The sequence below is a fragment of the Microvirga sp. GN3 genome (assembly GCF_055792825.1).
The window spans coordinates 1-24,978 of the sequence record NZ_JBVVAK010000033.1; the positions used below are offsets into that span (position 1 = coordinate 1).

The 24,978-nt window shown below is 62.0% G+C and carries 25 protein-coding genes and 1 tRNA gene; 6 read left to right on the plus strand and 20 right to left on the minus strand.

The window, feature by feature from the left end:
• Positions 1–129: 129 nt before the first annotated feature.
• Positions 130–507 carry a hypothetical protein gene (locus tag ACS5Q1_RS17235; protein ID WP_203440314.1) on the minus strand — a complete coding sequence of 126 codons (378 nt, stop codon included), beginning with the start codon at positions 505–507 and terminating at the stop codon, positions 130–132.
• 321 nt (positions 508–828) lie between these two features.
• Here ACS5Q1_RS17235 and ACS5Q1_RS17240 point away from each other — a divergent pair, with 321 nt between their 5' ends.
• Both ACS5Q1_RS17240 and ACS5Q1_RS17245 read left to right on the plus strand, forming a co-directional pair.
• Complete coding sequence (locus tag ACS5Q1_RS17240) at positions 829–1,053, plus strand: hypothetical protein (protein ID WP_473099340.1); 225 nt, start codon at positions 829–831, stop codon at positions 1,051–1,053.
• A 119-nt stretch (positions 1,054–1,172) separates the two neighbouring features.
• Positions 1,173–1,940, plus strand: coding sequence for a calcium-binding protein (locus tag ACS5Q1_RS17245; RefSeq protein ID WP_473099341.1), 768 nt, complete (start codon positions 1,173–1,175; stop codon positions 1,938–1,940).
• Positions 1,941–2,033: 93 nt separating this feature from the next.
• Here the strand turns inward: ACS5Q1_RS17245 and ACS5Q1_RS17250 are convergent, their stop codons facing one another.
• The 12 genes from ACS5Q1_RS17250 to ACS5Q1_RS17305 form a co-directional block, all read right to left on the minus strand.
• Positions 2,034–5,291 carry an error-prone DNA polymerase gene (locus ACS5Q1_RS17250; protein ID WP_473099394.1) on the minus strand — a complete coding sequence of 1,086 codons (3,258 nt, stop codon included), beginning with the start codon at positions 5,289–5,291 and terminating at the stop codon, positions 2,034–2,036.
• On the minus strand, positions 5,288–6,796 hold the full coding sequence (locus ACS5Q1_RS17255) for a DUF6504 family protein (protein ID WP_473099342.1): 1,509 nt from the start codon (positions 6,794–6,796) through the stop codon (positions 5,288–5,290). Before ACS5Q1_RS17255 ends, ACS5Q1_RS17250 begins: the two co-directional genes overlap by 4 nt.
• Entirely contained in the window at positions 6,714–7,466 is a 753-nt protein-coding gene (locus tag ACS5Q1_RS17260) for an ImuA family protein (protein ID WP_473099343.1), read from the minus strand. The genes ACS5Q1_RS17255 and ACS5Q1_RS17260 overlap by 83 nt, the downstream gene beginning before the upstream one ends.
• A 228-nt stretch (positions 7,467–7,694) precedes the next feature.
• Entirely contained in the window at positions 7,695–7,901 is a 207-nt protein-coding gene (locus tag ACS5Q1_RS17265; protein WP_473099344.1) for a hypothetical protein, read from the minus strand.
• Between the two features lie 90 nt (positions 7,902–7,991).
• Positions 7,992–8,237 (minus strand): BrnA antitoxin family protein, encoded by a 246-nt coding sequence (locus tag ACS5Q1_RS17270; protein WP_473099345.1) that lies wholly within the window; start codon positions 8,235–8,237, stop codon positions 7,992–7,994.
• Between the two features lie 599 nt (positions 8,238–8,836).
• Positions 8,837–8,912: transfer RNA gene (locus ACS5Q1_RS17275), tRNA-Phe, on the minus strand.
• A 101-nt stretch (positions 8,913–9,013) separates the two neighbouring features.
• On the minus strand, positions 9,014–9,217 hold the full coding sequence (gene yacG / locus ACS5Q1_RS17280) for a DNA gyrase inhibitor YacG (RefSeq protein ID WP_203440325.1): 204 nt from the start codon (positions 9,215–9,217) through the stop codon (positions 9,014–9,016).
• Between the two features lie 86 nt (positions 9,218–9,303).
• Positions 9,304–9,954, minus strand: coding sequence for a Maf-like protein (locus tag ACS5Q1_RS17285; RefSeq protein WP_203440327.1), 651 nt, complete (start codon positions 9,952–9,954; stop codon positions 9,304–9,306).
• Positions 9,955–10,060: 106 nt separating this feature from the next.
• On the minus strand, positions 10,061–10,915 hold the full coding sequence (locus ACS5Q1_RS17290) for a CDP-alcohol phosphatidyltransferase family protein (RefSeq protein WP_203440329.1): 855 nt from the start codon (positions 10,913–10,915) through the stop codon (positions 10,061–10,063).
• A 138-nt stretch (positions 10,916–11,053) separates the two neighbouring features.
• Positions 11,054–11,755, minus strand: a complete 702-nt coding sequence (locus tag ACS5Q1_RS17295; protein ID WP_473099346.1) for a phosphatidylserine decarboxylase — start codon at positions 11,753–11,755, stop codon at positions 11,054–11,056.
• A 166-nt stretch (positions 11,756–11,921) separates the two neighbouring features.
• Positions 11,922–13,835 carry an ABCB family ABC transporter ATP-binding protein/permease gene (locus tag ACS5Q1_RS17300; protein WP_473099347.1) on the minus strand — a complete coding sequence of 638 codons (1,914 nt, stop codon included), beginning with the start codon at positions 13,833–13,835 and terminating at the stop codon, positions 11,922–11,924.
• Positions 13,836–13,929: 94 nt separating this feature from the next.
• Positions 13,930–15,231 (minus strand): LysM peptidoglycan-binding domain-containing protein, encoded by a 1,302-nt coding sequence (locus ACS5Q1_RS17305; protein ID WP_473099348.1) that lies wholly within the window; start codon positions 15,229–15,231, stop codon positions 13,930–13,932.
• 128 nt (positions 15,232–15,359) lie between these two features.
• On the opposite strand from ACS5Q1_RS17305, the gene ACS5Q1_RS17310 reads away from it, so the two are divergent.
• Positions 15,360–15,968, plus strand: a complete 609-nt coding sequence (locus ACS5Q1_RS17310; protein ID WP_203440337.1) for an LOG family protein — start codon at positions 15,360–15,362, stop codon at positions 15,966–15,968.
• A gap of 5 nt (positions 15,969–15,973) precedes the next feature.
• On the opposite strand, the gene ACS5Q1_RS17315 is transcribed toward ACS5Q1_RS17310, so the two are convergent.
• From ACS5Q1_RS17315 to cysS, 4 genes are all read right to left on the minus strand, one after another.
• Entirely contained in the window at positions 15,974–16,423 is a 450-nt protein-coding gene (locus ACS5Q1_RS17315; RefSeq protein ID WP_473099349.1) for a DMT family transporter, read from the minus strand.
• A 232-nt stretch (positions 16,424–16,655) separates the two neighbouring features.
• Positions 16,656–18,251, minus strand: a complete 1,596-nt coding sequence (gene cimA / locus ACS5Q1_RS17320; protein ID WP_473099350.1) for a citramalate synthase — start codon at positions 18,249–18,251, stop codon at positions 16,656–16,658.
• Positions 18,248–18,757, minus strand: a complete 510-nt coding sequence (locus tag ACS5Q1_RS17325; RefSeq protein ID WP_203440341.1) for a GNAT family N-acetyltransferase — start codon at positions 18,755–18,757, stop codon at positions 18,248–18,250. The genes cimA and ACS5Q1_RS17325 overlap by 4 nt, the downstream gene beginning before the upstream one ends.
• Before the next feature lie 142 nt (positions 18,758–18,899).
• Positions 18,900–20,369 carry a cysteine--tRNA ligase gene (gene cysS, locus ACS5Q1_RS17330; RefSeq protein WP_473099351.1) on the minus strand — a complete coding sequence of 490 codons (1,470 nt, stop codon included), beginning with the start codon at positions 20,367–20,369 and terminating at the stop codon, positions 18,900–18,902.
• A gap of 293 nt (positions 20,370–20,662) precedes the next feature.
• On the opposite strand from cysS, the gene ACS5Q1_RS17335 reads away from it, so the two are divergent.
• Positions 20,663–20,986: a hypothetical protein gene (locus ACS5Q1_RS17335; RefSeq protein WP_473099352.1), complete on the plus strand. Its 324-nt coding sequence runs from the start codon at positions 20,663–20,665 to the stop codon at positions 20,984–20,986.
• Here ACS5Q1_RS17335 and ACS5Q1_RS17340 read toward each other — a convergent pair.
• Complete coding sequence (locus tag ACS5Q1_RS17340; protein WP_473099353.1) at positions 20,983–21,873, minus strand: LysR family transcriptional regulator ArgP; 891 nt, start codon at positions 21,871–21,873, stop codon at positions 20,983–20,985. The two genes, ACS5Q1_RS17335 and ACS5Q1_RS17340, sit on opposite strands and share 4 nt — an antisense overlap.
• 91 nt (positions 21,874–21,964) lie before the next feature.
• Here ACS5Q1_RS17340 and ACS5Q1_RS17345 point away from each other — a divergent pair, with 91 nt between their 5' ends.
• Complete coding sequence (locus ACS5Q1_RS17345) at positions 21,965–22,570, plus strand: LysE/ArgO family amino acid transporter (protein WP_473099354.1); 606 nt, start codon at positions 21,965–21,967, stop codon at positions 22,568–22,570.
• A gap of 15 nt (positions 22,571–22,585) precedes the next feature.
• Here ACS5Q1_RS17345 and ACS5Q1_RS17350 read toward each other — a convergent pair whose 3' ends face one another.
• Together ACS5Q1_RS17350 and ACS5Q1_RS17355 are read right to left on the minus strand one after the other, a co-directional pair.
• Positions 22,586–23,095, minus strand: coding sequence for a CreA family protein (locus ACS5Q1_RS17350; protein WP_473099355.1), 510 nt, complete (start codon positions 23,093–23,095; stop codon positions 22,586–22,588).
• 62 nt (positions 23,096–23,157) lie between these two features.
• Positions 23,158–23,541, minus strand: coding sequence for a VOC family protein (locus ACS5Q1_RS17355; RefSeq protein WP_473099356.1), 384 nt, complete (start codon positions 23,539–23,541; stop codon positions 23,158–23,160).
• A 156-nt stretch (positions 23,542–23,697) separates the two neighbouring features.
• On the opposite strand from ACS5Q1_RS17355, the gene ACS5Q1_RS17360 reads away from it, so the two are divergent.
• A complete protein-coding gene (locus ACS5Q1_RS17360; protein ID WP_473099357.1) occupies positions 23,698–24,822 on the plus strand; it encodes a DUF2865 domain-containing protein in 1,125 nt (374 codons plus the stop codon).
• Positions 24,823–24,978 lie beyond the last annotated feature (156 nt).

The following is a 24,978-nucleotide window of genomic DNA, read 5'->3' on the forward strand; positions in this document are numbered from 1 at the left end:
GCCCGCACCTTTGACGCGCTCTGGCGGGCCATCGGCGACATCTGCGATGGGGTCGAGGCTGAGGAATGCCGCAACTACTTCACCGCGGCCGGATATGGATTCGTCTGAACCGCCGTTGCTCTAGTACCCTCAGCCCACGAGGCTCGGAGCAAAGGTGCTGTTGAGCGGATGCGGGTTCCAAGTGCTGTCGGATGATGACACGACTTTGAGTGCACCGAACCAGCGATGCCTGAAGCGCGTTGCGGTCCTCAGGTCGTCGAAACCCACCAGACCCCACTCATCGAGCAGGTGATAGAAGTCCCAGGCACTTCCCTGTTCGTCGAGCCATCGGACAACTTCATGGTTCAGATCTCGCCCGCTCTCGTTCCAGACACGCCAATCATTGACCATGAAGACATGAGGCCAGAGTCTCGAATAGGCATCGACGCCGTAGCACGCGGACGACACCATTTCCTCGTCGCGCCACGTCGCGACAATACTCTTCTTCAGTTGGTCCAAATCCGTCATCGCCCGTGTCTCAGATTGTGCAATCGCGCACCGGGACTGCATTACGAAGCTCGTAATAGCATATAGGTGTAACCCAAGAGTAGTAGAGAAGATCCTTCAATGTGTCGCATCTAAGTCGAGCTTGCTGGCGACAGATCTAATACGTCGGACGCGTCCCTATTCGACTATGGAAATGGTCCTAAGATCGCCTCTTACTCGAAAGCGGTAGCAAGTCTAATAATATCAATGACTTCTATCTGCTCATAAGTGGTAATCCCAAAGAGTCGGGGAACGAATGCCTCTCTTGGTACCTATCTGGTTATAGGTGCAGGGGGAACTTGCATGACGCCAAACCAGGTTGAGCTTGTCGCGCAGGCGTTTTACGCTGCCGAGCATTCCGGCGACTGGGACGACGCTCCCGAGCCCCTGCAGGAGCAGTTCAGGGATCTGGCCCGCACGGCCATCACGCTCCTGCAACAGCAGATCTCCCACTGCCGGGCATCCCTCATGCGGACGAAGATGTCCGAGCCCGCGCATGAGAAGGAAGCAGCTCAACTTCTGTCCTGATCGCCATGGCGGCAGCATTAGCGTCTCCCGTTGGAGACATGGTGCCCTCGATCCTTTTGTGGCATTGCGTCACCTCGTGTGACGAGCTACAGCGCCCAATCCATTCATAGGGGGCAGCAATGGCGACACTCACGTGGAACGGCTCGTTCGGGTTCAACCTAGCCGACCTCGATCTGAGCAATCTTGCTTATGGGATCGACTACACCCAAACCTCGACCCGCTTTGTCGTCAAATACAATTACAGCGGCTCCACGCGGGATGAATTCCGGGGCTCCGGCTTCACCTATAATGTCGATGGTGTTCCGACAGGGGGTGTCGTCACCAGCTATGCGTCCTACGATCTCGGCCGGAAGGTCGGCTCGATCGATGGCGCATCGATTGCCGTGACAACTTTGGCGAATGCGGCCGCGACCGGTTCGAGCTCGGACGACCTCAAAGTTTTCCGATCCGTTCTCTCCGGCAGCGACAGGATCACGGGCGGCAGCTACAACGACAAGCTGGAAGGCTTCGGCGGCAATGACGTCCTGTATGGACGGCAAGGTGCGGACAGACTCTATGGCGGCTCCGGCGCCGATGCGTTCACGTTCAAGTCCGTCAGGGACAGCACTGTCGATGCCGGCGAGCGCGACACGATCCAGGACTTCTCGGCCTCCCAGAAGGACAGGATCGACCTGCGTTCCATCGACGCCAAGACGACCGCTGCCGGCAACCAGGCTTTCACCTTCATCGGCCGCAACGACTTTCACGAGAAGGCTGGCGAGCTGCGCTACGAGAAATATGGCAGCGGCGTCCTGATCAGCGGCGACGTCAATGGCGACGGCAATGCGGACTTTTCGATCCACATGAAGAATATCGCCAGCATCTCCAAATCCTACTTCGTGCTCTGATCCCTTCGGGCACGAAGGTTTAATAAGGCATTCATAGTGAAAGGCGGCCCTGAATGGAGCCGCCTTTTTGGCACGAAGACTGGAGCGGCATCATTACCGAAAATCCCGTGCCTTGATCCTGATCCCGTTCCCGACTCGCTGATGCATGGTATCCATGTTTCGAAGCTTGTCCTCGATCGCCGGCGCTTTGTGCGAATCGCAGCGGCTGTCATGCATGGCTTCGTCGCCACGCCCATACAGCAAGGGGGATGGCTCCTCACGGTCCCCGACACTCCTGAGAAGATCGGAGAGGTCCAGCATGTGCTCCGCCACCACATGGATCACGTCTCCCTCCTTCTGCACGCGGCCACGACAGCCAATCATCCCCGATGACAGGATCAACCGTCGTTGCTGCTCGAAGAGGGACGGCCAGATGACGAGGTTTGCCACATCGGTCTCATCCTCGATCGTCATGAACGTCACGCCCTGCGCCGATCCCGGTCTCTGACGCACGAGGACGAAACCGGCGAGGCTGACGCGCCGGCCATCATGGATGTTCTTGAGATCCGCACAACGGATCATACGGCGACGCTCCAGTTCCTCCCGCAGGAAGGCGACCGGATGATGCCGCAGTGTCAGGCCTTTCGAGCGGTAATCCTCGACTACCTCGCGCCCTGCCGTCATCGGCGTCAAGGACACGTCCGGCTCGAACCCTTCCGCACGGAATTGTTCATCACGCTCGTCCGCCGCCGCAAAGAGCGGCAACGGGGTGTCGCTCAACCCCTTGATTGTCCAAAGCGCATCCCGGCGATTGAGCTCCAAGGAGCCAAAGGCGTCGGCCTCGGCGAGCCGTTCGAGAGCGGCAACCTTCACCTTCGCGCGAAGCCACATATCCTCGATTGAACCGAAGAGGGCATAACTGCGTGCCGCAACAATCGAGGCGGCATCGCCATTGGCGAGCCCCTTTGCCATGCGAAGCCCGAGGCGTACAGCATAGCGGTCCTTTCGGCCAGTCGGTTCCAACGTGCAGTCCCAGCGCGAACGATTCACGTCCACCGGCAGGACGTCGACCCCATGCTGCCTCGCATCGCGTACGATCGGCGCCGGCGCGTAGAAACCCATGGGCTGCGAGTTCAAAAGAGCGCAGCAGAACACGTCCGGATGATGGCATTTCATCCAGGACGAGGCATAGGCGATCAGAGCGAAGCTTGCCGCATGGCTCTCTGGGAAGCCATAGGAGCCGAAACCCTCGAGCTGCTTGAAGATGCGTTCGGCGAATTCCTGCGTGTAGTTTCGAGCCAGCATCCCCTGGATGAGCTTGGTCTGAAATTTCGAGACATCGCCGTGGGCTTTGAAGGTCGCCATGGAGCGCCGTAGCTGATCGGCCTCCGAGGGTGTGAAGCCTGCGCATTCGATGGCGACGCGCATCGCCTGTTCCTGAAAGAGTGGCACGCCCAGCGTCTTGCCGAGAACGTTTTCAAGCTCCGGTGTCGGATAAGATACTTCTTCGCGGCCCTCCCGCCTGCGGATGAAGGGATGAACCATGTCGCCCTGGATCGGTCCGGGCCGGACGATCGCCACCTCGATCACGAGATCGTAGAAGGTCTTCGGCTTCAGCCGCGGCAGCATCGCCATCTGCGCGCGACTTTCGATCTGGAACACGCCGATCGTATCTGCGCGGCGGATCATGGCGTAGGTCTCAGAATCCTCCGCCGGAATGGACGCCAGATCGTGGCTGATATCCTTGTGCTCCAGCAGGAGCTCGAAGGACCGGCGCATGCAGCCGAGCATGCCGAGGCCCAGCACATCGACCTTCATGAATTTCAGGATCTCGATGTCGTTCTTGTCCCATTCGATGACCTGCCGGTTCTCCATGGCGGCGGGCTCGATGGTCACCAGATCGTCGAGACGGTCCTGCGTCAGCACGAAGCCACCCGGATGCTGCGAGAGATGGCGCGGCGTGCCAATCAACTCGCGGGCCAGTTCAAGGGCCAACCGCAGGCGCGGATTATCGACGTTGAGGTTCAAGTCCTTGACCTCTTTCTCGCTCACGCCTTCCGCACCCCAGCCTCGGACAAGGCCTGACAGAGCACTCGTCACATCCTCCGGCATGCCCAGCACTTTACCGACTTCGCGCACCGCCCCACGGGCGCGGTAACAGCTCACGACGGCGGTGAGCGCAGCCCGGTTGCGGCCATAGGTGTCGTAGATCCACTGGATCACTTCCTCGCGCCGTTCGTGCTCGAAATCCACGTCGATGTCGGGCGGCTCGTTGCGCTCCTGCGAGATGAAGCGTTCGAAGAGAAGACCGGAGCGGACGGGATCGATGGAGGTGATGCCGAGCACGTAGCACACGGCGGAATTCGCTGCCGAGCCGCGTCCCTGGCACAGGATGCCTTGGCCACGGGCGAAGCTCACGATGGAATGAACGGTCAGGAAATAAGGAGCGTAGTTGAGGCTCTCGATCAGTTTGAGCTCATGCCGCAGTTGCGATGCCTCTCGATCCGGCAAATCCTTGCCGTACCGTCTCTCGGCCCCCTCCCAGGTCAACCGCTCCAGTTTCCCCTGTGCGGTCTCGCCCAGTTCTGTCTCGCTCGGATATTGATAGCGCAGTTCATCAAGGGAGAAGCGGCAGCGTCTGACGATTTCGTCCGTTCGTGCGAGCGCTTCAGGATGCCTCTCGAACAGACGCACCATCTCAGCCGGATCCTTGAGGAAGCGATCCGCGTGCCGCTCCAGACGGAAGCCAGCCTCGTCGATGGAGCAACCCTGGCGGATGCAGGACACGACGTCCTGTAGCATCCGGCGCGAGGGATGGTGATAGAGGACATCGCCCATCGCGACTGTTGGCACGCCCGCAGCTTGCGCCGCCTGCTCGACCTGCCACAGACGAAGATGCTCATTGGGTGCAAAGCGGCGGATCAGCGCCATATAGGCGCGATTGCCGAAGGTGTGCTTCAATCTCTGCAGATTGAACGACAGGCTTTCATCGGCATGATCGCCGAGCAGCACCGCGAGGAGGCCATCGTTCCAGACCTCCACATCCTCCCACGCAAGCGCGCATTTGCCCTTCCCTGCCCGGCTCTTGCCGAGACTCAGCAACCGGCACAGGCGCGAATAGGCCGCCCGATCCGTCGGATAAACAAGAAGCGAAGTATTATCCGTGAGATCGAGCCGGCAACCGACCACGAGGCGCACGCCCGTTTCCTTGGCAGCTTCATAGGCCCGCACGATTCCGGCCAAGGAATTGCGGTCGACAATTCCGAGCGCGGACAAGCCGACGAGCTTCGCCTGTTCGAACAGCTCGCGCGGGCTCGAAGCGCCGCGCAGGAACGAGAAATGCGTCGTGACCTGGAGCTCCGCATAGGTCATGCGAACAGCCCGTGCAGCCACCAGCGCCCGCCCTGAGCTGCTGGCGCATCGCGAAAGAGCCAGAAACGCGCACCCTGCTCATTCTCGACCCGGTAGTAGTCCCGCAGGGACGCGCGTTCACGCTCGGACTTCCACCACTCGCCCGTGATGCGCTCCGGTCCGTCGGCTCTCACCACGCGATGCTGCACCCGGCGCCAGACGAAAAAGCGGGGCGGATGATCCGGCAGCAGTGCCATGGCCGTCACAGGCTCGGGCGGATCGAGAAGACGCGTCGGCCGCGGCAGGTTCTCCGGCCAGACAACGCCTATTGCAGGAGAGAGAGGCGGAACGCGCTTCATGGACCGCTCCGGCACGCGGCTTTCGACGGGAGCGAGACGGTAGACGCGCTTTGGCCCGAGCCGTGCACTGAGTCGATCGTCAAGGCGGCTCAAATCCACATCGGCCGTGTCGCCCTCCGTCAATCCATTCGCCTTGATTTGCCTCTCGCTCAGCGGCTCGACCTTGCTGGCAATAAGCATGGCCGCTTCGATACCGAAGCCAGGATCGACCGTTTGCAGGCGTTCGTGGAATAGCTTTGCAAGATGGCCCGCCTCGCGGGTCGCTTTCGCGGTTCCGACGCGAAGCGCAGTGCTGCGCCGGTCGATGCGCTCGAACACAAGATCGAGACGGCGCACACCGAGGGATGCGCGTTCGAGATCGCGGCAGAGCCTGTCCGCAAGCCTTTTCACCACACTCTGCAGATCCTCGAGCCGCCCGATCGGCTCGACGAAGGTGACGCGCCGTGCCGGCATTTCTGTCGGAACGAGCGGATTGAGCGGCTCGAAGACATGCCCGAAAGCCTGATCGAGCCGAAGCGCCACTTCCTTGCCGAACCGGCGAACCAGCGGTGCCCGCGGCATCGCTGCAAGCTGGCCGATGCGCTCGATTCCAAGACGATAGAGAGCCTCGATTGTTGCCGTCGGCAACCGCAGTGCAGGAGCTGGCAGGCTTGTTACTGCTTCGATGGAACGTCCTGGTGGAACGACGCTTTGGTTGCCGTATCGCACGACAGCCCAGGCCGTGCCCGGCGCATCGGCCACGCAGGCATCCGCCTCAATCTTTTGGTCACGAAGACGTCCGACGAGATCGGCGATGAGACCTTTCTCACCTCCTTCGAACAAATGATCCGCACCGGCAATGTCGATCCACACGCCGTCAGGAGGATTGGGAGCGACGATGGGCGAGTAGCCGATGCACCAGCGCGCCAGCTCAGTGAGAGAGGCTTCGTCCTCCTCCGGTGTCGCATCGACGACATGCAGGTTCGGCACCAGCGCTTGCGCATGAGCGATGGTCTGACCGGGACGCAAGCCAAGTTTGCCTGCCGCTTCATCAACAGAAGCGACCAGGCGGCGCGAACCTTCCGTTTTCACGGTGACAAGCGGCTCATCGGGCGGCGGCGCGCCTGTGCGGCGCCTGATCCGGTCGGTCGGCCAGGTCGGGAGATAGAGCGAGACGACCCTTCGCATCGCATGCCTCGACAATCCAGGAGTAAGGTTCGCCGCCACGGCAGCGCAGGAGTTCGACATGCCATCGGGCACAACCTAAGCCCGGTGTCGGTGGAGCATGAGAGGCGAAGGGTGAGATGCGCCAGCGCGTGACGGCTGCGGAGGGAAGGCCTGTCAGCTCCTTCTCGGCCACAGTCCACCAGCGCCGCAGCGCAAGAGCCGGAACGCCCGAGGCCTCGGCCGCGAGCTGCAGACGGCGGGATGCGGTGAGGCCGAGGCTCGTCACCTCGCCGATGACGGCGGCAAGCCCCCGCTCGCGCAGCCCCTCCTCCATGACGGCCAGAACCTCGCGCTCGCGAAAGGTCTCGGCGTAAATCACACGGTCGGGATGCAGGCCCACGCTCATCAGGCCGGGCACGAATAGATCGCGGCGGTTGAGGCACCAGAGCACGGGGCCCTTCAGCCGTGCGGCGATGCCGGCGACGAAGAGGGTCGCAGCGCCCGCGAACTCCGCCGCAGGACCGCCCTCGACCATCTCGTGCAGAGCCCCAAGAGCAAGGCCTCCTTGAGGAAGCCGCCTGTCGACGGCAGCAATGGCAAAAGGCAGAGGGCGACGCCTGTGCCGCCCCCCTTCCAGGCGCTCGATCCGGTGCCGCAAATCGGCAAGCGTCGTCTGTTGCCCGGCCCGCATGCGCCTTGCTCAACCTGTCCGTCGTTTCAAGATGTTCCTATTATGTTCTCATTCGCCTCAGAGTCAAACTGACGCAGCGGGAGCAGCGGGTTGTGTGGACAAAGACCCAATTTCCGCAGGGGAAGCACCCCGGAATGGCCTGTGGAAAAGGATGGGGATTCCTGGTAAAACAACTTCTGGCGGAAAAGGGCAAGTTCCAACTTGCCGTTTTCGCATTCCCGTTTGAAATCAGCGCCGGCTCGACTTCATAGACCTGCGCTCGGCTATATCGATCTTTTCAACCAGATCCATCAGGTGGCGAGGATGATCTGCCCTAAGGGTGTCGGCATAGAAGCCCTTGAGAAAATGTCCCACCATCGCAGCTGTATGGCTTGGCGGTAGCTCAAGGGTATCGGGGAGCCGAAGCCCCTGGATCTGCTCGTCATCAGTCAGCATGACCAGGCTCCGTTTGCCTGGCATTCCCCTAACCCATATTGATGAGGCAACCCGCTCGCGAAGGTCGGGTTTCAGCGTGGCAGCCACTTCTCAATCATCGGACTTGCCAGCGGCCTTTCGCAGGGCCGCATTGATGCGATCCTGCCAGCCGGGACCATCCTCCTGGAAGAACTCAAGCACATCCTGATCAATGCGGAGGGTAACTGTCTCTTTCACGCCTGGGATCGCTGCAGCCTTCGGAGGCCCCTCGATCGGCTTCGCTGTAGCTTTCTTGAAGGCGGCCTCGGCGGCCTTCATCGGATCGCTTGGGCGCCGGCCGCTTGGTGACCTCGACATCGTTTCTCTCCCTAACTTCTTCTGCAGTGAGCCCTCTACGCTTTCTTCAGGCGTCGGATCTCCCGTAGCGAGGACAGCCGCCACATCACCAGAAGGAAGAGATGCTATAAGCAAGGATGCCGGCCACAACGAGGAGGGCAGCGGTCTTCCAGTGTCTCTGCATGTGCTGGTGCAAGGTCATTCCGTGTCCTCTTCGGTGTTCCCAAAACTCGCGCTCAGGTATCCACATATTGCTCAGCTTTCAGGTAATTGTAAGTTGAGAGATGAGAATTCCTAATCGTATGGATGGCTGGCGGCTCTTGAGGGTTAGAGCCGCTTTAAGGAAAAGCTGCACGAGAACGGGGATATCGGAGAAGGCCTGACAATCCAGGGCCTGCGTCACACGGTTGGCGAGATGCTGGCGGCGTCGGAAGCCGGCCTGGACAAGATCGGGTTAGGGCGCCGGGTGCAAAGGACCCGTGCCATGGCACAGCACTATTCGGAGCGAGCGAAAAAGGTCGACGGTTTGAAGGGCTGTGGAGAAATTGGACCGTTGGGCACGCGAGAGTGTCTAACCCGGTTGCGTGCGAAACTGATGTCTAAAGTTTTCAAGGATTAAATGGTGCCCAGGGGCGGAATCGAACCACCGACACTGCGATTTTCAGTCGCATGCTCTACCAACTGAGCTACCTGGGCATCCGATGCGCGGCGGAGCCGTGCGCGTCGTGGAGGGGTGTATAGTCAGACATGGATCGCATGTCCAGCGGTTCAGGCGACAAAAATTCCGGGAAATGTGTTCAGGCTTCCCGGTCATCCTCATCCCGGTCGTTTTCCTCGCTTTCAACGGCTGGAATCGCGTAGCTGCCGGAGAGCCAGCGGTTCAGGTCTACGTCGGCACAGCGCTTGGAGCAGAAGGGCCGGTATTCAGCTTGAGTAGGCTTGCCGCAGATCGGGCACTTGCCGGATGAAGCCAGGGGATTGTTTTCATTGGCGGCGTTCATGCCTCGCGCTTCCTTCCATTGCGGAGCAACTACGTGGTTACCGGCTCATCATTGTGCAAGGCGGCCTATAAATGCAGAGAGCGAGTTCAGGCCGCGTCGAGCCAGCTGAACCGGACGGGATAGCCCTCCCCGTCGAGCAAGGTCGCCGCTTCGTAGAGGGGCAGGCCCACCACATTGGTGTAGGAGCCGACGAGCTTGACCACGAAGGTTCCAGCGAGGCCCTGGATGGCATAGCCGCCCGCCTTGCCGCGCCACTCGCCGGAGGCGAGATAGCGCTCGAACTCGTCCCGCGAGAGGCGCTTGAAGCGCACGCGGGTTTCCACCAGACGCTCGCGGACGGAGTCCTTCGGCGTGATCAGGCAGATCGAGGTATAGACCCGGTGCTGGCGGCCCGAGAGCTGGCGCAGGCAGCCTGCCGCCTCGTCCACCACCTCGGCCTTGGGCAGGATACGCCGCCCGACCGCCACGACCGTGTCGGCGGAGAGGATATAGGAATCCTTCAGGTCCTCGCGGGTGCGGGCAACCTTCCGGGCCACTTCCGCCTTCGAGCGGGCCAGGCGCTTCGCCAGTTCCTTGACGCCCTCGTTCTTCAACGGGGTCTCGTCCACGTCGGCGGGCAGAAGGGCATCGGGCTCGATGCCGGCCTGCTGCAGGATGGCGAGCCTGCGCGGTGAGGCGGAGGCGAGAATGAGCTTCGGACGCCCGCTGGGCTTCGACACCTCGGAAGAAGACGCCACTTTTCTCTCCACGCTCCGGGATCCTTCGAGACCCCTCAAGAATGCTCAAACCGTCTAAGCTTGTCCCGGCGACAACATGGCACCGGAGACAGTTGAATCAAGTCGATCAAGCGACAGGCGGCGGCTCAGTACCGGATGGGGACGACGTGGTCTCATCATCGCGCGCGGCACCGGCCCGTTCCAATTTGCGATAGCGCATCACGCTGACCGGGATCGTCAGCAGGAAGATGACGGTGATCAGGCTCAGCATTTCCCAGGGGAAGCTGACGAGCAGGCCGAACGCCGCAACGGACAGGACGAAGATGGGCAGAACCCACTGGCGCGGTACGTACTTGCCCATGGTCTTTCCTGAATAGGTCGGGATCGTCGAGACCATGAGGAACGCGATGCCCACCACATAAACGAGGATCACGGGCGCGACCGAGGAATCCTGGATCGGCATGCCGAGGAACGACAGGTAAAGCGGCAGCAGCGCGCTCATGGCGCCCATGGGTGCCGCCATGCCTACAAAAAAGTTCTTCTTCCATTCGGGCCGGTTGGGATCGTCGATCATGACGTTGAACCGGGCCAGGCGAAGCGCCGCCGCAATCGCAAGCACGATGGAGCCGATCCAGCCCACGCGCCCCAGTTCGTGCAGAACGAAGCTGTAGAGGATCAGGGCCGGGGTGACACCGAAATTCAGAAAGTCAGCCAGAGAGTCGAGTTCCGCGCCAAAGCGGGAGGTGCCCTTCAGCAGCCGGGCGATGCGCCCGTCGACGCCGTCCAGGAAGGCGGCGACGATGACCGCTACGACCGCCCTCTCATACTGCCCGTCGAAGGCCAGCCGGATCGCCCAGAGCCCCAGACAGAGAGCGATCAATGTGATGATGTTGGGCGCAATCATCCGGAACGGAACCGGCTTGAAGAGCCGCTTGCGCGGCTCGTTCGGATCCGGGGCGAAGGGCGGGAAAAGGTCACTCATGGCAACAACCTAAGAGGAGCCAGCCTGACCGACAAGCAGAGCTGGGCAGTTTGCGGGTGATGGAAGAAGCGCAAACTGCTGTGGACGGTTCCGTCCAGGGGGCCGGCAGGGAAAGCTTTCCCCTGCCGACGCAATGCATCAGCCCACCCGGTACTGGCGCGCGGGCTCGTTGGCGGTGAGATCCGCGAGCACCGTCTCGCCCGCGACCGCTGTCTGGCCAAGGCCCACGAGAACCTGGGCGTTGAGCGGCACGAAAATGTCGAGGCGGGAGCCGAACCGGATGAGACCGAAGCGCTCGCCGGTGCTCAACTGCTCACCCACTTTCACGAAGGAGACAATGCGGCGCGCCACGAGGCCCGCGATCTGAACCACGCCGATCTTGGTGCCCGCCGTCTCGATCACGAGGGCATTGCGCTCGTTGTCTTCGCTCGCCTTGTCGAGCTCGGCATTGAGGAAGAGGCCCGGCGTATAGAGGATCTGGGCGATCCGACCCGTGACCGGCGAGCGGTTCACGTGGCAGTCGAACACGTTCATGAACACCGAGATGCGGGTCATCGGCTCGGGCGGCAGGTCGAGCTCGGCCGGCGGCACGGCAGGGGTAATGAGGTTCACTCGCCCATCGGCGGGAGAAACGACAAGACCCTCCCGGAGGGGCGTCACCCGCGGCGGGTCGCGAAAGAAATAGCAGACCCACACGGTCAGGATCGCGCCGATCCAGCCCAAGGGCGACCAGAGCCACGCCAGGACAATCGTCGCAAACAGCGCGATCAGGATGAAGGGATAACCCTCCTTGTGGATCGGCACGAAGATGCGGCGCATCGATTCCAGGATATCGGTCATATTTTCACAGCCTCAGAGCGCCAGCGCATCGTGCGGAAAAGTGGCCTCGGTTTTCCGCCCCGAACGATGCGCCTAGTCAAAAATAAGCATCGGATGGGTCCCAAAAGTGCAAATCCACTTTTGGGTCCGATGCTCTAGCGTGGGATGGCAGGCGAAAGAGCGTCCGTCAACCTGCCACGCTCTCGGGGCTGCGCTCTTCCTCCTCGGCCCGCTTGAGGGTTTCTCGGGCCTGATCCGCCTCGCGCTGGCGGTTCCACATGGCGGCATAGACCCCGCCATGGACCAGCAGGCTCGCATGATTGCCGCGCTCAACCACCCTTCCCTGGTCGAGAACGATGATCTCGTCGGCTCCGATGACTGTGGACAACCGATGGGCGATCACCAGGGTGGTCCGCCCCCGGCTGACCCGGTCGAGGGCGTCCTGGATCTCCTTCTCGGTGAAGGTGTCGAGCGCCGAGGTCGCCTCGTCGAGAACCAGGATCGGCGGTGCCTTCAAGATCGTGCGGGCGATCGCCACACGCTGCTTCTCGCCGCCTGAGAGCTTCAGGCCGCGCTCGCCCACGGGCGTGTCGTAGCCCTCCGGCAGGAGGCCGATGAAGCGGTCGATCTGGGCGAGGCGGGCAGCCTCCCTCACCTCCTCCGGCGTTGCGTCCCAGCGTCCGTACTGGACGTTGTAACCGATAGTGTCGTTGAACAGCACCGTATCCTGCGGGACCATGCCGATGACCTTGCGCAAGCTTGCCTGCTGCACCCCGGCGATATCCTGTCCATCGATGAGGATGCGGCCGCTGGTGGGCTCGTAGAAGCGGAACAGCAGGCGGGAGATGGTCGACTTGCCGGCGCCCGAAGGCCCGACGATGGCGACCGTATGGCCCGCCGGCACCTCGAAACTCACACCCTTGAGGATGGGGCGCTCGGGGATATAGGCGAAATGCACATCCTCGAAGCGCACCACGCCTTCCGCCACCTGCAGCGGCTTAGAGCCGGGCTTGTCCTGAATCTCGGGATTGCGCTCGATGATTGCGAACATGTCGTCGATATCGATGAGAGCCTGTTTGATCTCGCGATAGAGCATGCCCATGAAGTTCAGCGGTATATAGAGCTGCACCAGCATGGCGTTGACGAGCACGAAGCTGCCGATGGACGCGCGGCCTTCCATGATGTCCCGCGCCGCCAGGACCATGACGATGGCCATGCCGATGGAGAAGATCACGGCCTGGCCCGCATTGAGCACGGCAAGCGACGTATAGGTCTGGGTCGAGGCCTTTTCGTAACGCTCCATGGAGCGGTCGTAACGGGCGGTCTCCCGCTGCTCGGCGCCGAAATACTTCACCGTCTCGTAGTTGAGCAGCGAGTCGACTGCCTTGGTGTTGGCGTCCGTGTCGGAGTCGTTCATCTGCTTGCGGATCGAGATCCGCCACTGGGTCGCCTTGTAGGTATAGGCGAGATAGACGACCACCATCACGAAGACGACGGCGGAATAAAGCCAGTTGAACTCCCAGGCGAGCAGGCCCAGCACCAGGACGAATTCGAGGATCGTCGGCAGCAGGGTCAAAACCACCAGCCGCGACAACTCCTCGATGCCCTCGCGGCCGCGCTCCAGCACGCGGGTCAGGCCGCCGGTCTTGCGCTCGAGATGAAAACGCAGGGACAGGCGGTGCATATGCTCGAAAGTCTGCAGGGCTAACTGTCTCACCGCATGCATGGCAACCTTGGCGAAGATGCCGTCGCGCACCTGCGTCAGCACCGCCATGAGGATGCGGGTGATTCCGTAGATCACAGTCAGCAGGATCGGCGCCTTCCAGATCCATGAGCCTGCGGTGGCCGCCGCCTCGGCACCCTGACCACCGCCGCTCGTGACCGCCACGAGTGCGTCCGTTGCCCATTTGAAGGCGAACGGTGTCACCATGGTCACGCCTTTCGCGACCAGCAGAAGGCCGAAGGCCAGGAAGACCCGTCGCTGGAGATCGGGCCTGCCGTGGGGCCAGAGATAGGGCCAGAGTTTTGTCCAGGTGGCCGCCAAGCCGTTAGGCTTTGGCGCAGCAGCGCTCGTCGGTGGGACGGCGGTGGAGGGAGGCATATGCGAGAATCCAATCGAAATCTTGGACCTCGATATAAGCTATCGACGGGATGAATTCACCCTAAGTCTGTAATTGTTCCAGTGTGTCGGAAGCTTAGTTGCTCTTCGGCTCCTGCTCGCCGGGCAGCACGAAAACCTGACCGGGATAGATCAGGTCCGGATTGCGGATCTGTTCCTGGTTCGCGCCATAGATCACCGTATAGCGCAAACCCTTGCCATAGACCCGCTGGCTGATGCGCCAGAGATTGTCTCCGCGAGACACGATGGTGGTGTTGATGTTGGGGATCACGACCGTTCCGGCACCGGCCACCTGTCCGTGGGGCATAGCGGAGGCCACATCCTGCGAAGCCTGAGACTGGGCGGTCGGAGCGGTCGGCTGAGAAGATGCCGGCCCCTGCGGCTGTGCAGAAGCGACCTGGACGGGCACGTTGAAGCCCACCTCGGCGCGAGATCTCACCTGACCGGAGACCGGATCCACATCATCGAGGCGGATTCGGTAATCGCCGGGCTTCACGCCACTGGCGATCGAGAAGGATACCTTGCCATCACTGCCGGCTCCGCCGGGAGCAATCAGGCTCTCGTTGAGGTAAAGACGCACGGTCGCACCGGGTGCCGACTGGCCGGACACGAAGAGTCTCCCCTCCTCGGCCTCGACGGTCACGATCTTGATCTCGGGTCGTGGCGCCGGTTGCGCAGGCGCTGGAGGCGGAGACACCGTCGGCGCAGCGCCGGCCTGCTGCTGCGGAGCCGGCTGAGGCGCTGCAGGTTGGGCTTCGGCCGTCTTCGTGTCAGGCTTCGGCTCCTCTGCCACCTTGGCCGGCGGCTCGGGATTGGACAGGACCACCGTCGGTTTGTCCGGAGCCGTCAAAGTCACGAGCGGTCGTGTCTTGGCATCGGTGATGACAACCGTCACGCTCTGGGCGGAGCGCTGGCGGGTACCGTCCGGCGCGATGGATTGCAGCACCACCAGATGGGAGCCCGGCGGCAAGGGTGGAGGCACGATGGCGAACAGGCCTGAGGCATCGGCCGCAGCACGAGCGTGGACCTGATCGCCTCTCAACAATTCGATGGTTGCACCGGGAGCTGCGCGCCCGGCAATCACGCTCTCGCCATCCGGCTCGACCCGCACCAGATCGAAGGAAGGCGCGATGGATGCATCCTTGGGCTGAGCCGCGGGAGCCTCGCTCGGAGCAGCCGGCTTGGCAGCTGCCTGCTGTCCCGGTGCTGCCTGTGACGGAGTAGAGGGTTGGGCCGTCTGGGCCGGAGCCGTATTCTGCGAGGTCTCGGGCTTGCCGGACCATGACCAGTAGAGAACCCCGAGAAGGACTGCGACAACGGCTGCCGCAGCGGCACCCAGTAACGCAATTGTACCTTTAATTTCCTTCGGATGCGCCATGGTGCTTTTTCTCGAACGCGGCACTTTCGTGCATTTAAACCGTTTATCTTTCAAAAGGCTACGGCCATAAAGGACAAATAATGCCCTATGATTCAGCGCGGGAGGCTCCCCGCTTCCCCGAAATGCCCATGTCATCCACCAGAACGATCAAATCGATTTGTGTTTATTGCGGCTCCGGCTTCGGGGACGACCCCGTTTTCGCCGAGAATGCGGCGGTATTGGGCCGTTCCATGGCCGAGCAAGGGATCAATCTGGTCTATGGCGGCGGCAATGTGGGCCTCATGGGCACGGTGGCCCAATCCGTCCTCGACCATGGCGGATATGTCACAGGGATCATTCCCGACTTTTTGAAGTCCCGCGAAAAGCTTCTCGACGATGTGCAGGACACCATCGTCGTGCCCGACATGCACACCCGCAAGCGACTGATGTTCGAGAAGGCCGACGCCTTCGTCGCCCTGCCCGGCGGCATCGGGACCTTGGAGGAGCTCGTCGAGCAGATGACTTGGTCGCAGCTCGGCCGGCATACCAAACCGATCCTGATGCTGAGCACCAAGGGCTTCTGGAAGCCGCTTCTCACGCTGATCGCCCATATGCGCGAACAAGGTTTCATCCGCCCCGGCCTGGAACTCAACTACCTCGTGGCCGAGCGGGTCGAAGAGGTTATTCCGATGCTCGAGAACGCTGCTCGGCGCGTCGGGATCGTAAGCAACGATGAGGCCATCGAAAGCCACTTCTGAGGTTCTTACCCTACGCGGGACAGAACGAGCCCGCCCAGGATCATGGCGGCTGCGAGAAGCCGCTGCCAGGTGATCGGCTGCACGGGAAGGCCGAAGGCTCCCACCGCATCGAGCACCAAGGCGGCCGCGACCTGTCCCAGGATCAATGCGGCCACGGTGCTGACGACACCGAGCTGCGGCACACCCCAGATCACGACGGCAACATAGAAGGCGCCGAGAAAGCCGCCGAACCAGGACCACCAGGGCGCCGCCGCAACGGCAGCGCCGGACGGCCATGCGCCGCGAAAGACGCTGCTCGCCGCCAGAATGACGAAGCCGATTCCGAACGAGACACAGGCCGCCAGCACCGGATCGCCGAGAGATCGAGCCAGCGCCGCATTAATGGGTGCCTGAGAGGAGAGAAATATGCCGCCCAGGAGGATCCCTAAGAGCGGCAGCAGGATCGAGATGTTCATGGGACGCCTGGAGCAGGTTCGATTTCAGCGACAGATAAATTCACACACCCGCCTCATCCTGAGGAGCAGCCGTCAGGCTGCGTCTCGAAGAGGATCCAGAGAGCACTGGAACTCTCCTCCTTTGTAGGAAGGAGTTGGAGGTGGGGGTGTCGGCGCCACACGTGGATTGGCCACCGCTCACATCCTCACCCTTGCCCCCTCCCCACAAGGGGAAGGGAGAACGCGCCTCGCGTCAAAGCGAAGCGCCGCCCTTCAGAAGCTTGTAGACCATCGAATCCGTCAGCGCCTGGAACGAAGCGTCGATGATGTTGGCCGAGACGCCGATGGTGGTCCAGCGTTCGCCGGAGCCGTCCATGAACTCGATCAGCACGCGCGTGACGGCGTCCGAACCGCCCTGATAGATGCGCACTTTATAGTCCACAAGCTCCAGATCCTGAATCAGGTGCTGATACTTGCCGAGATCCTTGCGCAAAGCCACGTCGAGAGCGTTCACCGGACCATTGCCCTCGGCGGCCGAGATCAGCACCTCGTCGCCCACGCGCACCTTCACAATGGCTTCCGAGGCGGTGACGAGTTCGCCGACCGCGTTGAAGCGGCGCTCCACGTTGACGGAGAAGCGCTCCACGTCGAAGAAAGCCGGCACTTCGCCCAGCATGCGCTTGACCAGCACATAGAATGACGCGTCCGCGCCCTCGAAGGCGAAGCCTTGCGCCTCCTTGCGCTTCACTTCATCAAGCACACGCGCAATGCGTGGATCGCCCTTTTCGAGCTCAAAGCCGCAGCGCTTCAGTTCGGCGAGAATGTTCGACTGCCCGCCCTGATCCGAGACCAGGACTTTTCGCACATTGCCAACGACTTCCGGCTCCACATGCTCGTAGGTGCGCGGATCCTTCAGCACGGCGGAGGCATGGATGCCGGCCTTCGTCGCGAAGGCGCTCGAGCCCACGAAAGGCGCATGGCGGTTCGGCTGTCGGTTGAGGATCTCATCCACCTGCCGCGAGACATGGGTGAGCTGGCTCAGTGAATCTTCGGTGACGCCGAGATCGAAGCGGGCGGCATAGCCATCCTTCAGCTTCAGGGCGCCGATAAGCGTGATGAGATTGGCGTTGCCGCAGCGCTCACCGAGGCCGTTGAGCGTGCCCTGAATGTGACGTGCACCTGCCTCAACCGCAGCAAGGGAATTGGCGACCGCGCAGCCGCAATCGTCATGCGCATGGATGCCGACATGCGCGCCCGGCACCACTTTCGTCACCACCGTGACGATCTCCGTCACCTCGTGAGGCAGCGTGCCGCCATTGGTGTCGCAGAGCACGATCCAGCGCGCCCCAGCCTCGTAGGCCGTCTTCACACAGGACAGGGCGTAATCGGGATTGGCCTTGTAGCCGTCGAAGAAATGCTCGCAATCGACGAGCACCTCACGACCCCTCGCACGGGCGGCCTCGACGCTTTCATGAATGCCGGCAAGGTTTTCTTCCGGCGTCGTCTCGAGCGCAACGCGCACATGATAGTCCCAGGATTTCGCGACAAAGCAGATCGCATCGACCTCAGCCTCAAGCAAAGCCGCGACGCCGGGATCGTTGGAGACGGAACGCCCAGCCCGCTTCGTCATGCCGAAAGCGGTGAACTTGGCGTTCTTCGTGCGCTTCTCAGAAAAAAAGGCGGTATCCAGCGGGTTCGCCCCCGGATAGCCGCCTTCCACGTAATCGATGCCGAGTTTGTCGAGGAGCGTGGCGATCGCCTTCTTGTCCTCTAGGGAGAAATCGACGCCGGTGGTTTGCGCTCCGTCGCGCAGGGTGGTGTCGAAGAGATAGACGCGTTCACGGCTCATGACGACAACTTCCTGTCTTCCTGCGGCGCCAGGCGCTTTTCCATGGTGGTGGTGCCGAGCCATTCGTCACCAAGCGGCATCGTGTTGCGGCGCTGCGGCTGAAATCCGTTCTTCTGGAAGAAGGGCAGTGCATTGTCGCTGACCTCCGCCACGAGGCGCGCCGCGCCGCGCGCGCCGGCAAGCTTCTCGATGGCATCGTAGAGCATCGTGCCGATCCCCTGCCCGGCCACGGCCGGATGCACGTAGAACAGGTCGATCAGTTCGTTGTCCTTGAGCGCGATGAAGCCGACGGGAGAACCCTCGACGGTCGCGATCAGCGTGAGGCTCTGTGTCAGCCTCTGAGCGAAAGAATCGTCCTCGGCACGAGCAATCCAGGCTTCCTGCTGACTCTCGCTGTAATCCTCGCCCGTCAGCTCCGCGATGCTCTCCTCATAGATGTCGACGAGGATCGGCAGATCTGCCGGCAGGAAAGGACGAAGCCCCGGTTTCGGCAAAGCCTGTCCCATCAGCGTGCCCTTCTCTCGGTTAGGCTACAACGCACGTCATGGCCGCACTTGTTGCGGCCATCCACGTCTTGGAACCGCAGCGCCGAAAAGACGTGGATCCCCGGGACAAGCCCGGGGATGACGGTGGAGGGGATAAGAGCGCTCATCGCGCGACTTCCCAGGTGGTCGTGCCGTCCTTGTTGTCCTTTACGACGACATTCAGCGCCGCGAGCTCGTCGCGGATGCGGTCGGACTCGGCCCAGTTCTTGGCAGCGCGTGCTTCCTTGCGGGCTGCGATCAGCGCCTCGACCTGTGCGGGATCGACGCTGAGCGAAGCCTGCTTGCGCGCCTTCCAGACCTCGGCTCCTTCGAGAAGGAAACCGAGCGCACGAAGATTTGCGCCGAGTTCCTCATGAGCGCCCTGTCCGTCGAGAGCATGGAGCTCCGCCAACATCTTCGGCGTGTTGAGATCGTCCGTGAGCGCATCGACGATATGGTCGGAGAGAAAAGCCGTCTCTCCCCTGCCCGCCAGCTCGTACCAGCGGTCGAGGGTTTTCTCACTTTCCTCGAGCCCCTTCACCGTCCAGTCGATGGGCTGGCGGTAATGGGTGCGCAGCATGTTGAAACGCAAGACCTCGCCGGGCCAATCCTGAAGCAGCTCGTTGATGGTGAAGAAATTGCCGAGGGACTTCGACATCTTCTCGCCTTCGACCTGCAGGAAGCCGTTGTGCATCCACACATTGGCCATGCGCGGCGTGTCGAAGGCGCAGCAGCTCTGCGCGATCTCGTTCTCGTGGTGCGGGAAGACGAGGTCGATGCCGCCGCCATGGATGTCGAAGATCTCGCGAGCTGTCGGATCGGTGCATGAAAGCCGCGTCTCGAAAGCCTGGACCAGATGCTTCCAGGACATGGCCGAGCACTCGATGTGCCAGCCCGGACGACCCGGCGTCGCGATGCCGGCCGGCGACGGCCATGCGGGATCCTGTGGCCCCGAAGGCTTCCAGAGCACGAAATCCATCGGGTCGCGCTTGTAGGGCGCCACATCCACGCGGGCGCCGGAGAGCAGTTCGTCCAGGGAGCGCTTGGAGAGGGTGCCGTACTTGGGCACGTTCGAGAGGCGCTGCATGGCAGCGACGGAGAAGAGCACATGCTCCTCGGCTACATAGGCCGCTCCGCGAGCGATCAGCCGCTCGATGATCATGCGCATCTCGTCGATATGCTCGGTCGCCCGGGGCTCGATGAAGCGCGAAGCCTTCCCCGTCTCGTTCACGTCCTCCGGCATGAGCACGCCCAGCGCCCGGATATCGGCGTGGAACTGCTCTTCCGTCTTGCTGGTGACGGCGCGGATGGCCTCGTTGTGCGACAGATCCGGGTAATCCCGGGCGGCGCGAGCGTTAATCTTGTCGTCGACATCGGTGATATTGCGCACATACGTGACGGCTTCCTTACCGTAAACATGCCTCAACAGACGGAAGAGAAGGTCGAAGACGATGATCGGGCGGGCGTTGCCGATGTGGGCGTAGTCGTAAACGGTGGGTCCGCAGACGTAGAGGCGCACGTTTTCAGGATCGATCGGAACGAAAGCGTCCTTCGACCGGGTCAGCGTGTTGTAGAGCCTCAAGCTTGCCGCCATGAAACCAAATCCCTGTCAGGCCGCAGGCCGGAGGGTGGTTTCGATCTTGGAATGAGAACGAGACGGCTCCAGCCAGCGAAATGCGCTAGCCGCAAATAATCCCGGAAATGAGGATCGTTGCCGTGTTCATGAAGCCATCAATGCCTTTTCAGCCTTGGGACGTCAAGGTTTCCTATTTGATAAGCATATTTTATTTGCACAGCCGCATGAAACGCGTTCCAGCCAAGCGCGTTAGAGCTTTGTTCACGCACACTCGTGACATTATGGCACGAGTTCAACCAAAGAGGTCTTCGATGCGCCGCGCATTCACCATGCTCGGAATGGGTACTGTCGTGTTTCTTGCAGCCGCGTCCCTGACGCTGCTTCCCAACGGCACCAAGGCCTCTTCGACCCAAGCGACCTTCATGGTTCCTGCCGCCGACGGATACGGCGTTGCGGAATGCCTGATCACAAACCAGGCCTGTGGCCAAGTTGTGGCAAACGCTTGGTGCGAGGCCCATGGCTACGTCAAGGCAGTTTCCTATCGGCAGATCATCCCGGACGAGGTGACGGGCAGCATCCAGAAGGCGTCCCTCGACTCCAAGGAACGGCCGGTCTCTGTGACCTGCTCGAACTAAGTCGGCATCGGCGAAAGCATGGCCCGGGCGGTCGTCAGAACGGCCCGGGTTACATCGGCAAGCAGAGGACCGACGATCCGGCTCTGCTGCCAGAACAAAGGCACTTCCAGCGGCTCTGATGGTTCGAGCGCCACGAGGCGCCCTGAGCGAATATGCTCCTGAATCGTCGTTTCCATGTTCATCCCCCACCCCAATCCGGCGTGAGCCGCATCCACGAAGGCCTGCGATGACGGCAGCCAGTGGGCTGGCGGCCTGATGTCGACCCCAAGGGCTCGCCGAAGCCAAAGCGCCTGGAGCTGATCCTTCCGATTGAAGACGAGACACGGCGCCCGGGCAGCCGATTGCTCGTTCAGCCCATCCGGCAGCCACCGTTTCACAAATCCCGGGCTAGCCGTCGCGAGATAGCGCAAGGCGCCGAGAGGATAACAATTGCAGCCCTGGATCGGCTTGCCGTGGGAGGTCACGGCCGCCACGACCTCGCCGCGCCGCAGCCATTCGGCGCTGTGGTCCTGGTCGTCCACCACGAGATCGAACAGGAAGCCCTCCGTCTGGGCCATCGCCTGGATGAACCAGGTGGCAAGGCTATCGGCATTGACGGCAATGCGCAGGGTCACCGGACCGCTCTCGGGCTCCAGGCCAGGCAGATTCTGACGTAGGGAGCTTTCGAGCAGCGCGACCTGTTCCACATGCTGGCACAGGTGCTGGCCAGCCTCAGTCGCCAGACAGGGCTGGCCCCGGACGACAAGAACGGTCCCGATCTGCTCCTCCAGCAGCTTGATCCTCTGGGAGACAGCTGAAGGCGTCACATTGAGCTGCTCCGCCGCGCGCTCGAAGCTGCCAGTTCGGACCACTGCCGCTAAAGCGGAAAGGAGAGCGTAATCCAGCATTGGATTAGTTTTACTAAATTGAGATCAGAGACTTTAACTATCCTAATCCTAAGGCCGGAGCTAGGAAGCGTCGACTCCTTGGAAAATCGACATGATCGCTCCTTTTCTCGCAGGCTTTCTGCTCTGCCTTAGCCTCATCCTCGCCATCGGCGCCCAGAACGCCTTCGTGCTGCGCATCGGACTGCGCGGCGAGCATGTGCTCGCGGTGTGTCTCACCTGCGCGCTCTCGGATGCGGTGCTCATCCTGGCCGGCGTTTCCGGCTTCGCGCAACTCAGCGCACGCGTGCCCTGGGCCGAGACGGTTCTGCTTTATGGCGGTGCCGCGTTCCTGCTCGCCTATGGCGCGCGCAACTTCATAGCCGCTTTCGGGTCCGCCTCCTTAAGGCCGTCCGAGGCGGCACCTGAAAGCCTCAGCCGGGTGCTTCTTACCTGCCTCGCCCTGACCTGGCTCAACCCGCATGTCTATCTCGATACGCTGGTCCTGATCGGCTCGATCTCGACGCAGTTCGAGAAGGGGAAAGGATGGTTTGCGGCAGGCGCCATGCTGGCTTCCTTCGCCTTCTTCTTGTCCCTCGGCTTCGGTGCCCGTCTGCTGAAGCCACTCTTCGCCCGGCCCGTCACATGGCGCATTCTCGACGTTGCCATCGGGCTGATCATGTGGGTGACCGCAGCAAGGCTGCTGCTGAACGAGGGCTGATGAGGGCGGCGCAGCTTACTTCAGCCATTCCCCGCATTTCGCCGGCACTTCCGTGCCCCAGGGCATCAGCGGAACGGTCGAGGTGGAGTTCTTGGGCGAACCCTCGATGGGCCGGTCCGAATAGACCATGTAGACCAGGGTGTTCCGCTTCGCATCGCAGCCGCGAACGATCTGCATCTTCTTGAAGATCAGCGACCGGCGCTCGCTGAACACCACGTCGCCCTGGCCGAATTTCTGCTTGAACTTAACCGGGCCGACCTGCCGGCAGGAGAGCGAGATGTCGGAGACCTCCTCGGCGACGCCGAAGGTGCCGGAAATGCCGCCGCGCTCCGGGGTCGTGTAATGACAAGCCACGCCTTCGACCACGGGATCGTCGATCCCATAGACCGCGAGCTTGTCATCCGGAGTCAGCGCCCGCCAGACCGTCGATTTCTTGAAAATCAGGTCAGGCTCCTGAGCGGCGGCACCGGTGACGGCACCCATCGTCAGGGCCAGGGCCAAGGCCAAAGCGATTCGAGCAATCATCTTCCATTCAACTCCCACGCTTACGCTGTCATGTGGGGATGGTTTTGGCCTTTGACGAGAGCCTATTCGGCGTGATGGCTGACGATGCAGATCTTGTTGCCATCGAGATCGCGAAAGTAAGCCCCGTAATAGTTGCGATGGTATTGGGGCCTTAGGCCCGGGGCGCCCTCATCCGTCCCGCCCTGTTTCATGGCGGCGGCATAACAGGCATCGACAAGGCTGCGCTTCGCGGCCAGCAGCGCGATCATGGAGCCGTTGCCGACGCTGGGCTCTCCGCCATCGAAGGGGCGGACGATCAGGAATTGCGGCCGCCCGCCGGGCAAACCCCAGCCGATGATGTCGTCTCCCGAATAGCGAACCTCCAACCCAAGGGGCGCCAGCACGGCGTCGTAGAAGCCTTTCGCCCGGTCGAGGTCGTTTGCTCCGATAGTCGTATGAGAGTACATGCTGGATCTCTTTTCGGAGTCGCTGTTCCGTGAAAGCTAGACAGCTTCCCCGAAAGGCGGCAAGGCGTTAATCACAATAGGGTCAAATTCCAGCGGCACATGACGAGCCTCCCCAGGCATTTGACGCCGCAACGGACCGGTTCTGCGATCAGCTCTATGGCAAAGACATCTTTTCTCCGCTCCCTCATCGCCGTGACGGCCTTCCTGGCCGCCGGCCAGGCCGCCTATGCCCAGTCGGCGCAGTGCCAGCGGTTCCAGGCTGAACTGGCCTCCCTGGAGCGCAGCGGCGGAAGCGCGCCGAGCGGCCAGATGCAGGCCCAGCGGGCTGAGATCAACCGTCTCGTCGGCTACTATCGCAATATCGGCTGCGAGCGCGGCCCCCTTGGGTTCCTCTCCGGCCCGGCCCCGGCCGAATGCGGCTCGATCGCCCAGCAGATCCGCCAGCTCGAGGGCGGCTATGCCCGCCTTGCCTCGCAGTCCCTTGATGCAGGCCAGATCGAGGCCCGCCGCCGGCAGTTGCAGGTCGCCATCCAGCAGACCTGCTCCACCGACCAGCCTCGCGGCTTTTTCGAATCGCTGTTCGGCGCCCCGCGTCAGCAACAGCAGCAGCAGATCATGCCGGAGGGACAGCCGATCATCGCCGATGACGGACCGCCCTCCCTCGGTGGCGGGCGCCTGATCTGCGTCAAGACCTGCGACGGATCCTTCTTCCCGCTCACCACGCCCCCGGGCGGCGGACAGAGCGCCAACGAGATGTGCCAGTCTCTTTGCCCCGGCACAGAAACCCTGGCTTTTGCCTATCCGGGCGGCGACAGCGGCCTCAACCGCGCCGCCTCGCTCTCGACGAACCAGGCCTATACGTCGCTGGCGAACGCCTTCAAGTTCCGCAAGACCTTCGACGAGAGCTGCGCCTGCAAGAAGCAGGATGAGAGCTGGGCCGTGGTTCTGCGCAAGGCGGAGAGCATGCTCGAGCAGCGCAAGGGCGACATGATCGTGACCGCCGAGAAGGCGGAGGAGCTGTCCCGGCCGAAGGTGCAGGCCGCCCGCAAGGCCGCCGACAAGAAGGCCGATGAGGAGACCAAGGAAGCCGCCGAGATCGCTGCTGCCGCTCCGACCGCGAGCAAGGAATCAGCCGGTATCGGTCCGCAATCGATCGAGACCAACGCCGTGGTCAGCCAGGGCGAAGGCTCGAAGCAGGAGGTCGTCGCCGGCAACGGCCAGAAGAAGACCGTGCGCGTGATCGCCCCCAACCTGATCCCGGTTCCTCACGCTCAGAATTGATTGTTTGGATTAACACCTCTCGCGTCATGGCCGGGCTTGTCCCGGCCATCCACGTCTTAGGAACCACAGCGGGATAAAGACGTGGATCCCCGGGACAAGCCCGGGGATGACGGTGGCGGGTGTCAATTTCGTACACATTCCGCATCGCTCCCCGTC

Coding starts and splice junctions, on each gene's coding strand:
- ACS5Q1_RS17235 (WP_203440314.1), bottom strand. CDS start 507: ATGACGGATTTGGACCAACTGAAGAAGAGTATTGTCGCGACGTGGCGC.
- ACS5Q1_RS17240 (WP_473099340.1), top strand. CDS start 829: ATGACGCCAAACCAGGTTGAGCTTGTCGCGCAGGCGTTTTACGCTGCC.
- ACS5Q1_RS17245 (WP_473099341.1), top strand. CDS start 1,173: ATGGCGACACTCACGTGGAACGGCTCGTTCGGGTTCAACCTAGCCGAC.
- ACS5Q1_RS17250 (WP_473099394.1), bottom strand. CDS start 5,291: ATGACCTATGCGGAGCTCCAGGTCACGACGCATTTCTCGTTCCTGCGC.
- ACS5Q1_RS17255 (WP_473099342.1), bottom strand. CDS start 6,796: ATGCGAAGGGTCGTCTCGCTCTATCTCCCGACCTGGCCGACCGACCGG.
- ACS5Q1_RS17260 (WP_473099343.1), bottom strand. CDS start 7,466: ATGCGGGCCGGGCAACAGACGACGCTTGCCGATTTGCGGCACCGGATC.
- ACS5Q1_RS17265 (WP_473099344.1), bottom strand. CDS start 7,901: ATGCTGACTGATGACGAGCAGATCCAGGGGCTTCGGCTCCCCGATACC.
- ACS5Q1_RS17270 (WP_473099345.1), bottom strand. CDS start 8,237: ATGTCGAGGTCACCAAGCGGCCGGCGCCCAAGCGATCCGATGAAGGCC.
- yacG (WP_203440325.1), bottom strand. CDS start 9,217: ATGAACGCCGCCAATGAAAACAATCCCCTGGCTTCATCCGGCAAGTGC.
- ACS5Q1_RS17290 (WP_203440329.1), bottom strand. CDS start 10,915: ATGAGTGACCTTTTCCCGCCCTTCGCCCCGGATCCGAACGAGCCGCGC.
- ACS5Q1_RS17295 (WP_473099346.1), bottom strand. CDS start 11,755: ATGACCGATATCCTGGAATCGATGCGCCGCATCTTCGTGCCGATCCAC.
- ACS5Q1_RS17300 (WP_473099347.1), bottom strand. CDS start 13,835: ATGCCTCCCTCCACCGCCGTCCCACCGACGAGCGCTGCTGCGCCAAAG.
- ACS5Q1_RS17305 (WP_473099348.1), bottom strand. CDS start 15,231: ATGGCGCATCCGAAGGAAATTAAAGGTACAATTGCGTTACTGGGTGCC.
- ACS5Q1_RS17310 (WP_203440337.1), top strand. CDS start 15,360: ATGTCATCCACCAGAACGATCAAATCGATTTGTGTTTATTGCGGCTCC.
- ACS5Q1_RS17315 (WP_473099349.1), bottom strand. CDS start 16,423: ATGAACATCTCGATCCTGCTGCCGCTCTTAGGGATCCTCCTGGGCGGC.
- cimA (WP_473099350.1), bottom strand. CDS start 18,251: ATGAGCCGTGAACGCGTCTATCTCTTCGACACCACCCTGCGCGACGGA.
- ACS5Q1_RS17325 (WP_203440341.1), bottom strand. CDS start 18,757: ATGGGACAGGCTTTGCCGAAACCGGGGCTTCGTCCTTTCCTGCCGGCA.
- cysS (WP_473099351.1), bottom strand. CDS start 20,369: ATGGCGGCAAGCTTGAGGCTCTACAACACGCTGACCCGGTCGAAGGAC.
- ACS5Q1_RS17335 (WP_473099352.1), top strand. CDS start 20,663: ATGCGCCGCGCATTCACCATGCTCGGAATGGGTACTGTCGTGTTTCTT.
- ACS5Q1_RS17340 (WP_473099353.1), bottom strand. CDS start 21,873: ATGCTGGATTACGCTCTCCTTTCCGCTTTAGCGGCAGTGGTCCGAACT.
- ACS5Q1_RS17345 (WP_473099354.1), top strand. CDS start 21,965: ATGATCGCTCCTTTTCTCGCAGGCTTTCTGCTCTGCCTTAGCCTCATC.
- ACS5Q1_RS17350 (WP_473099355.1), bottom strand. CDS start 23,095: ATGATTGCTCGAATCGCTTTGGCCTTGGCCCTGGCCCTGACGATGGGT.
- ACS5Q1_RS17355 (WP_473099356.1), bottom strand. CDS start 23,541: ATGTACTCTCATACGACTATCGGAGCAAACGACCTCGACCGGGCGAAA.
- ACS5Q1_RS17360 (WP_473099357.1), top strand. CDS start 23,698: ATGGCAAAGACATCTTTTCTCCGCTCCCTCATCGCCGTGACGGCCTTC.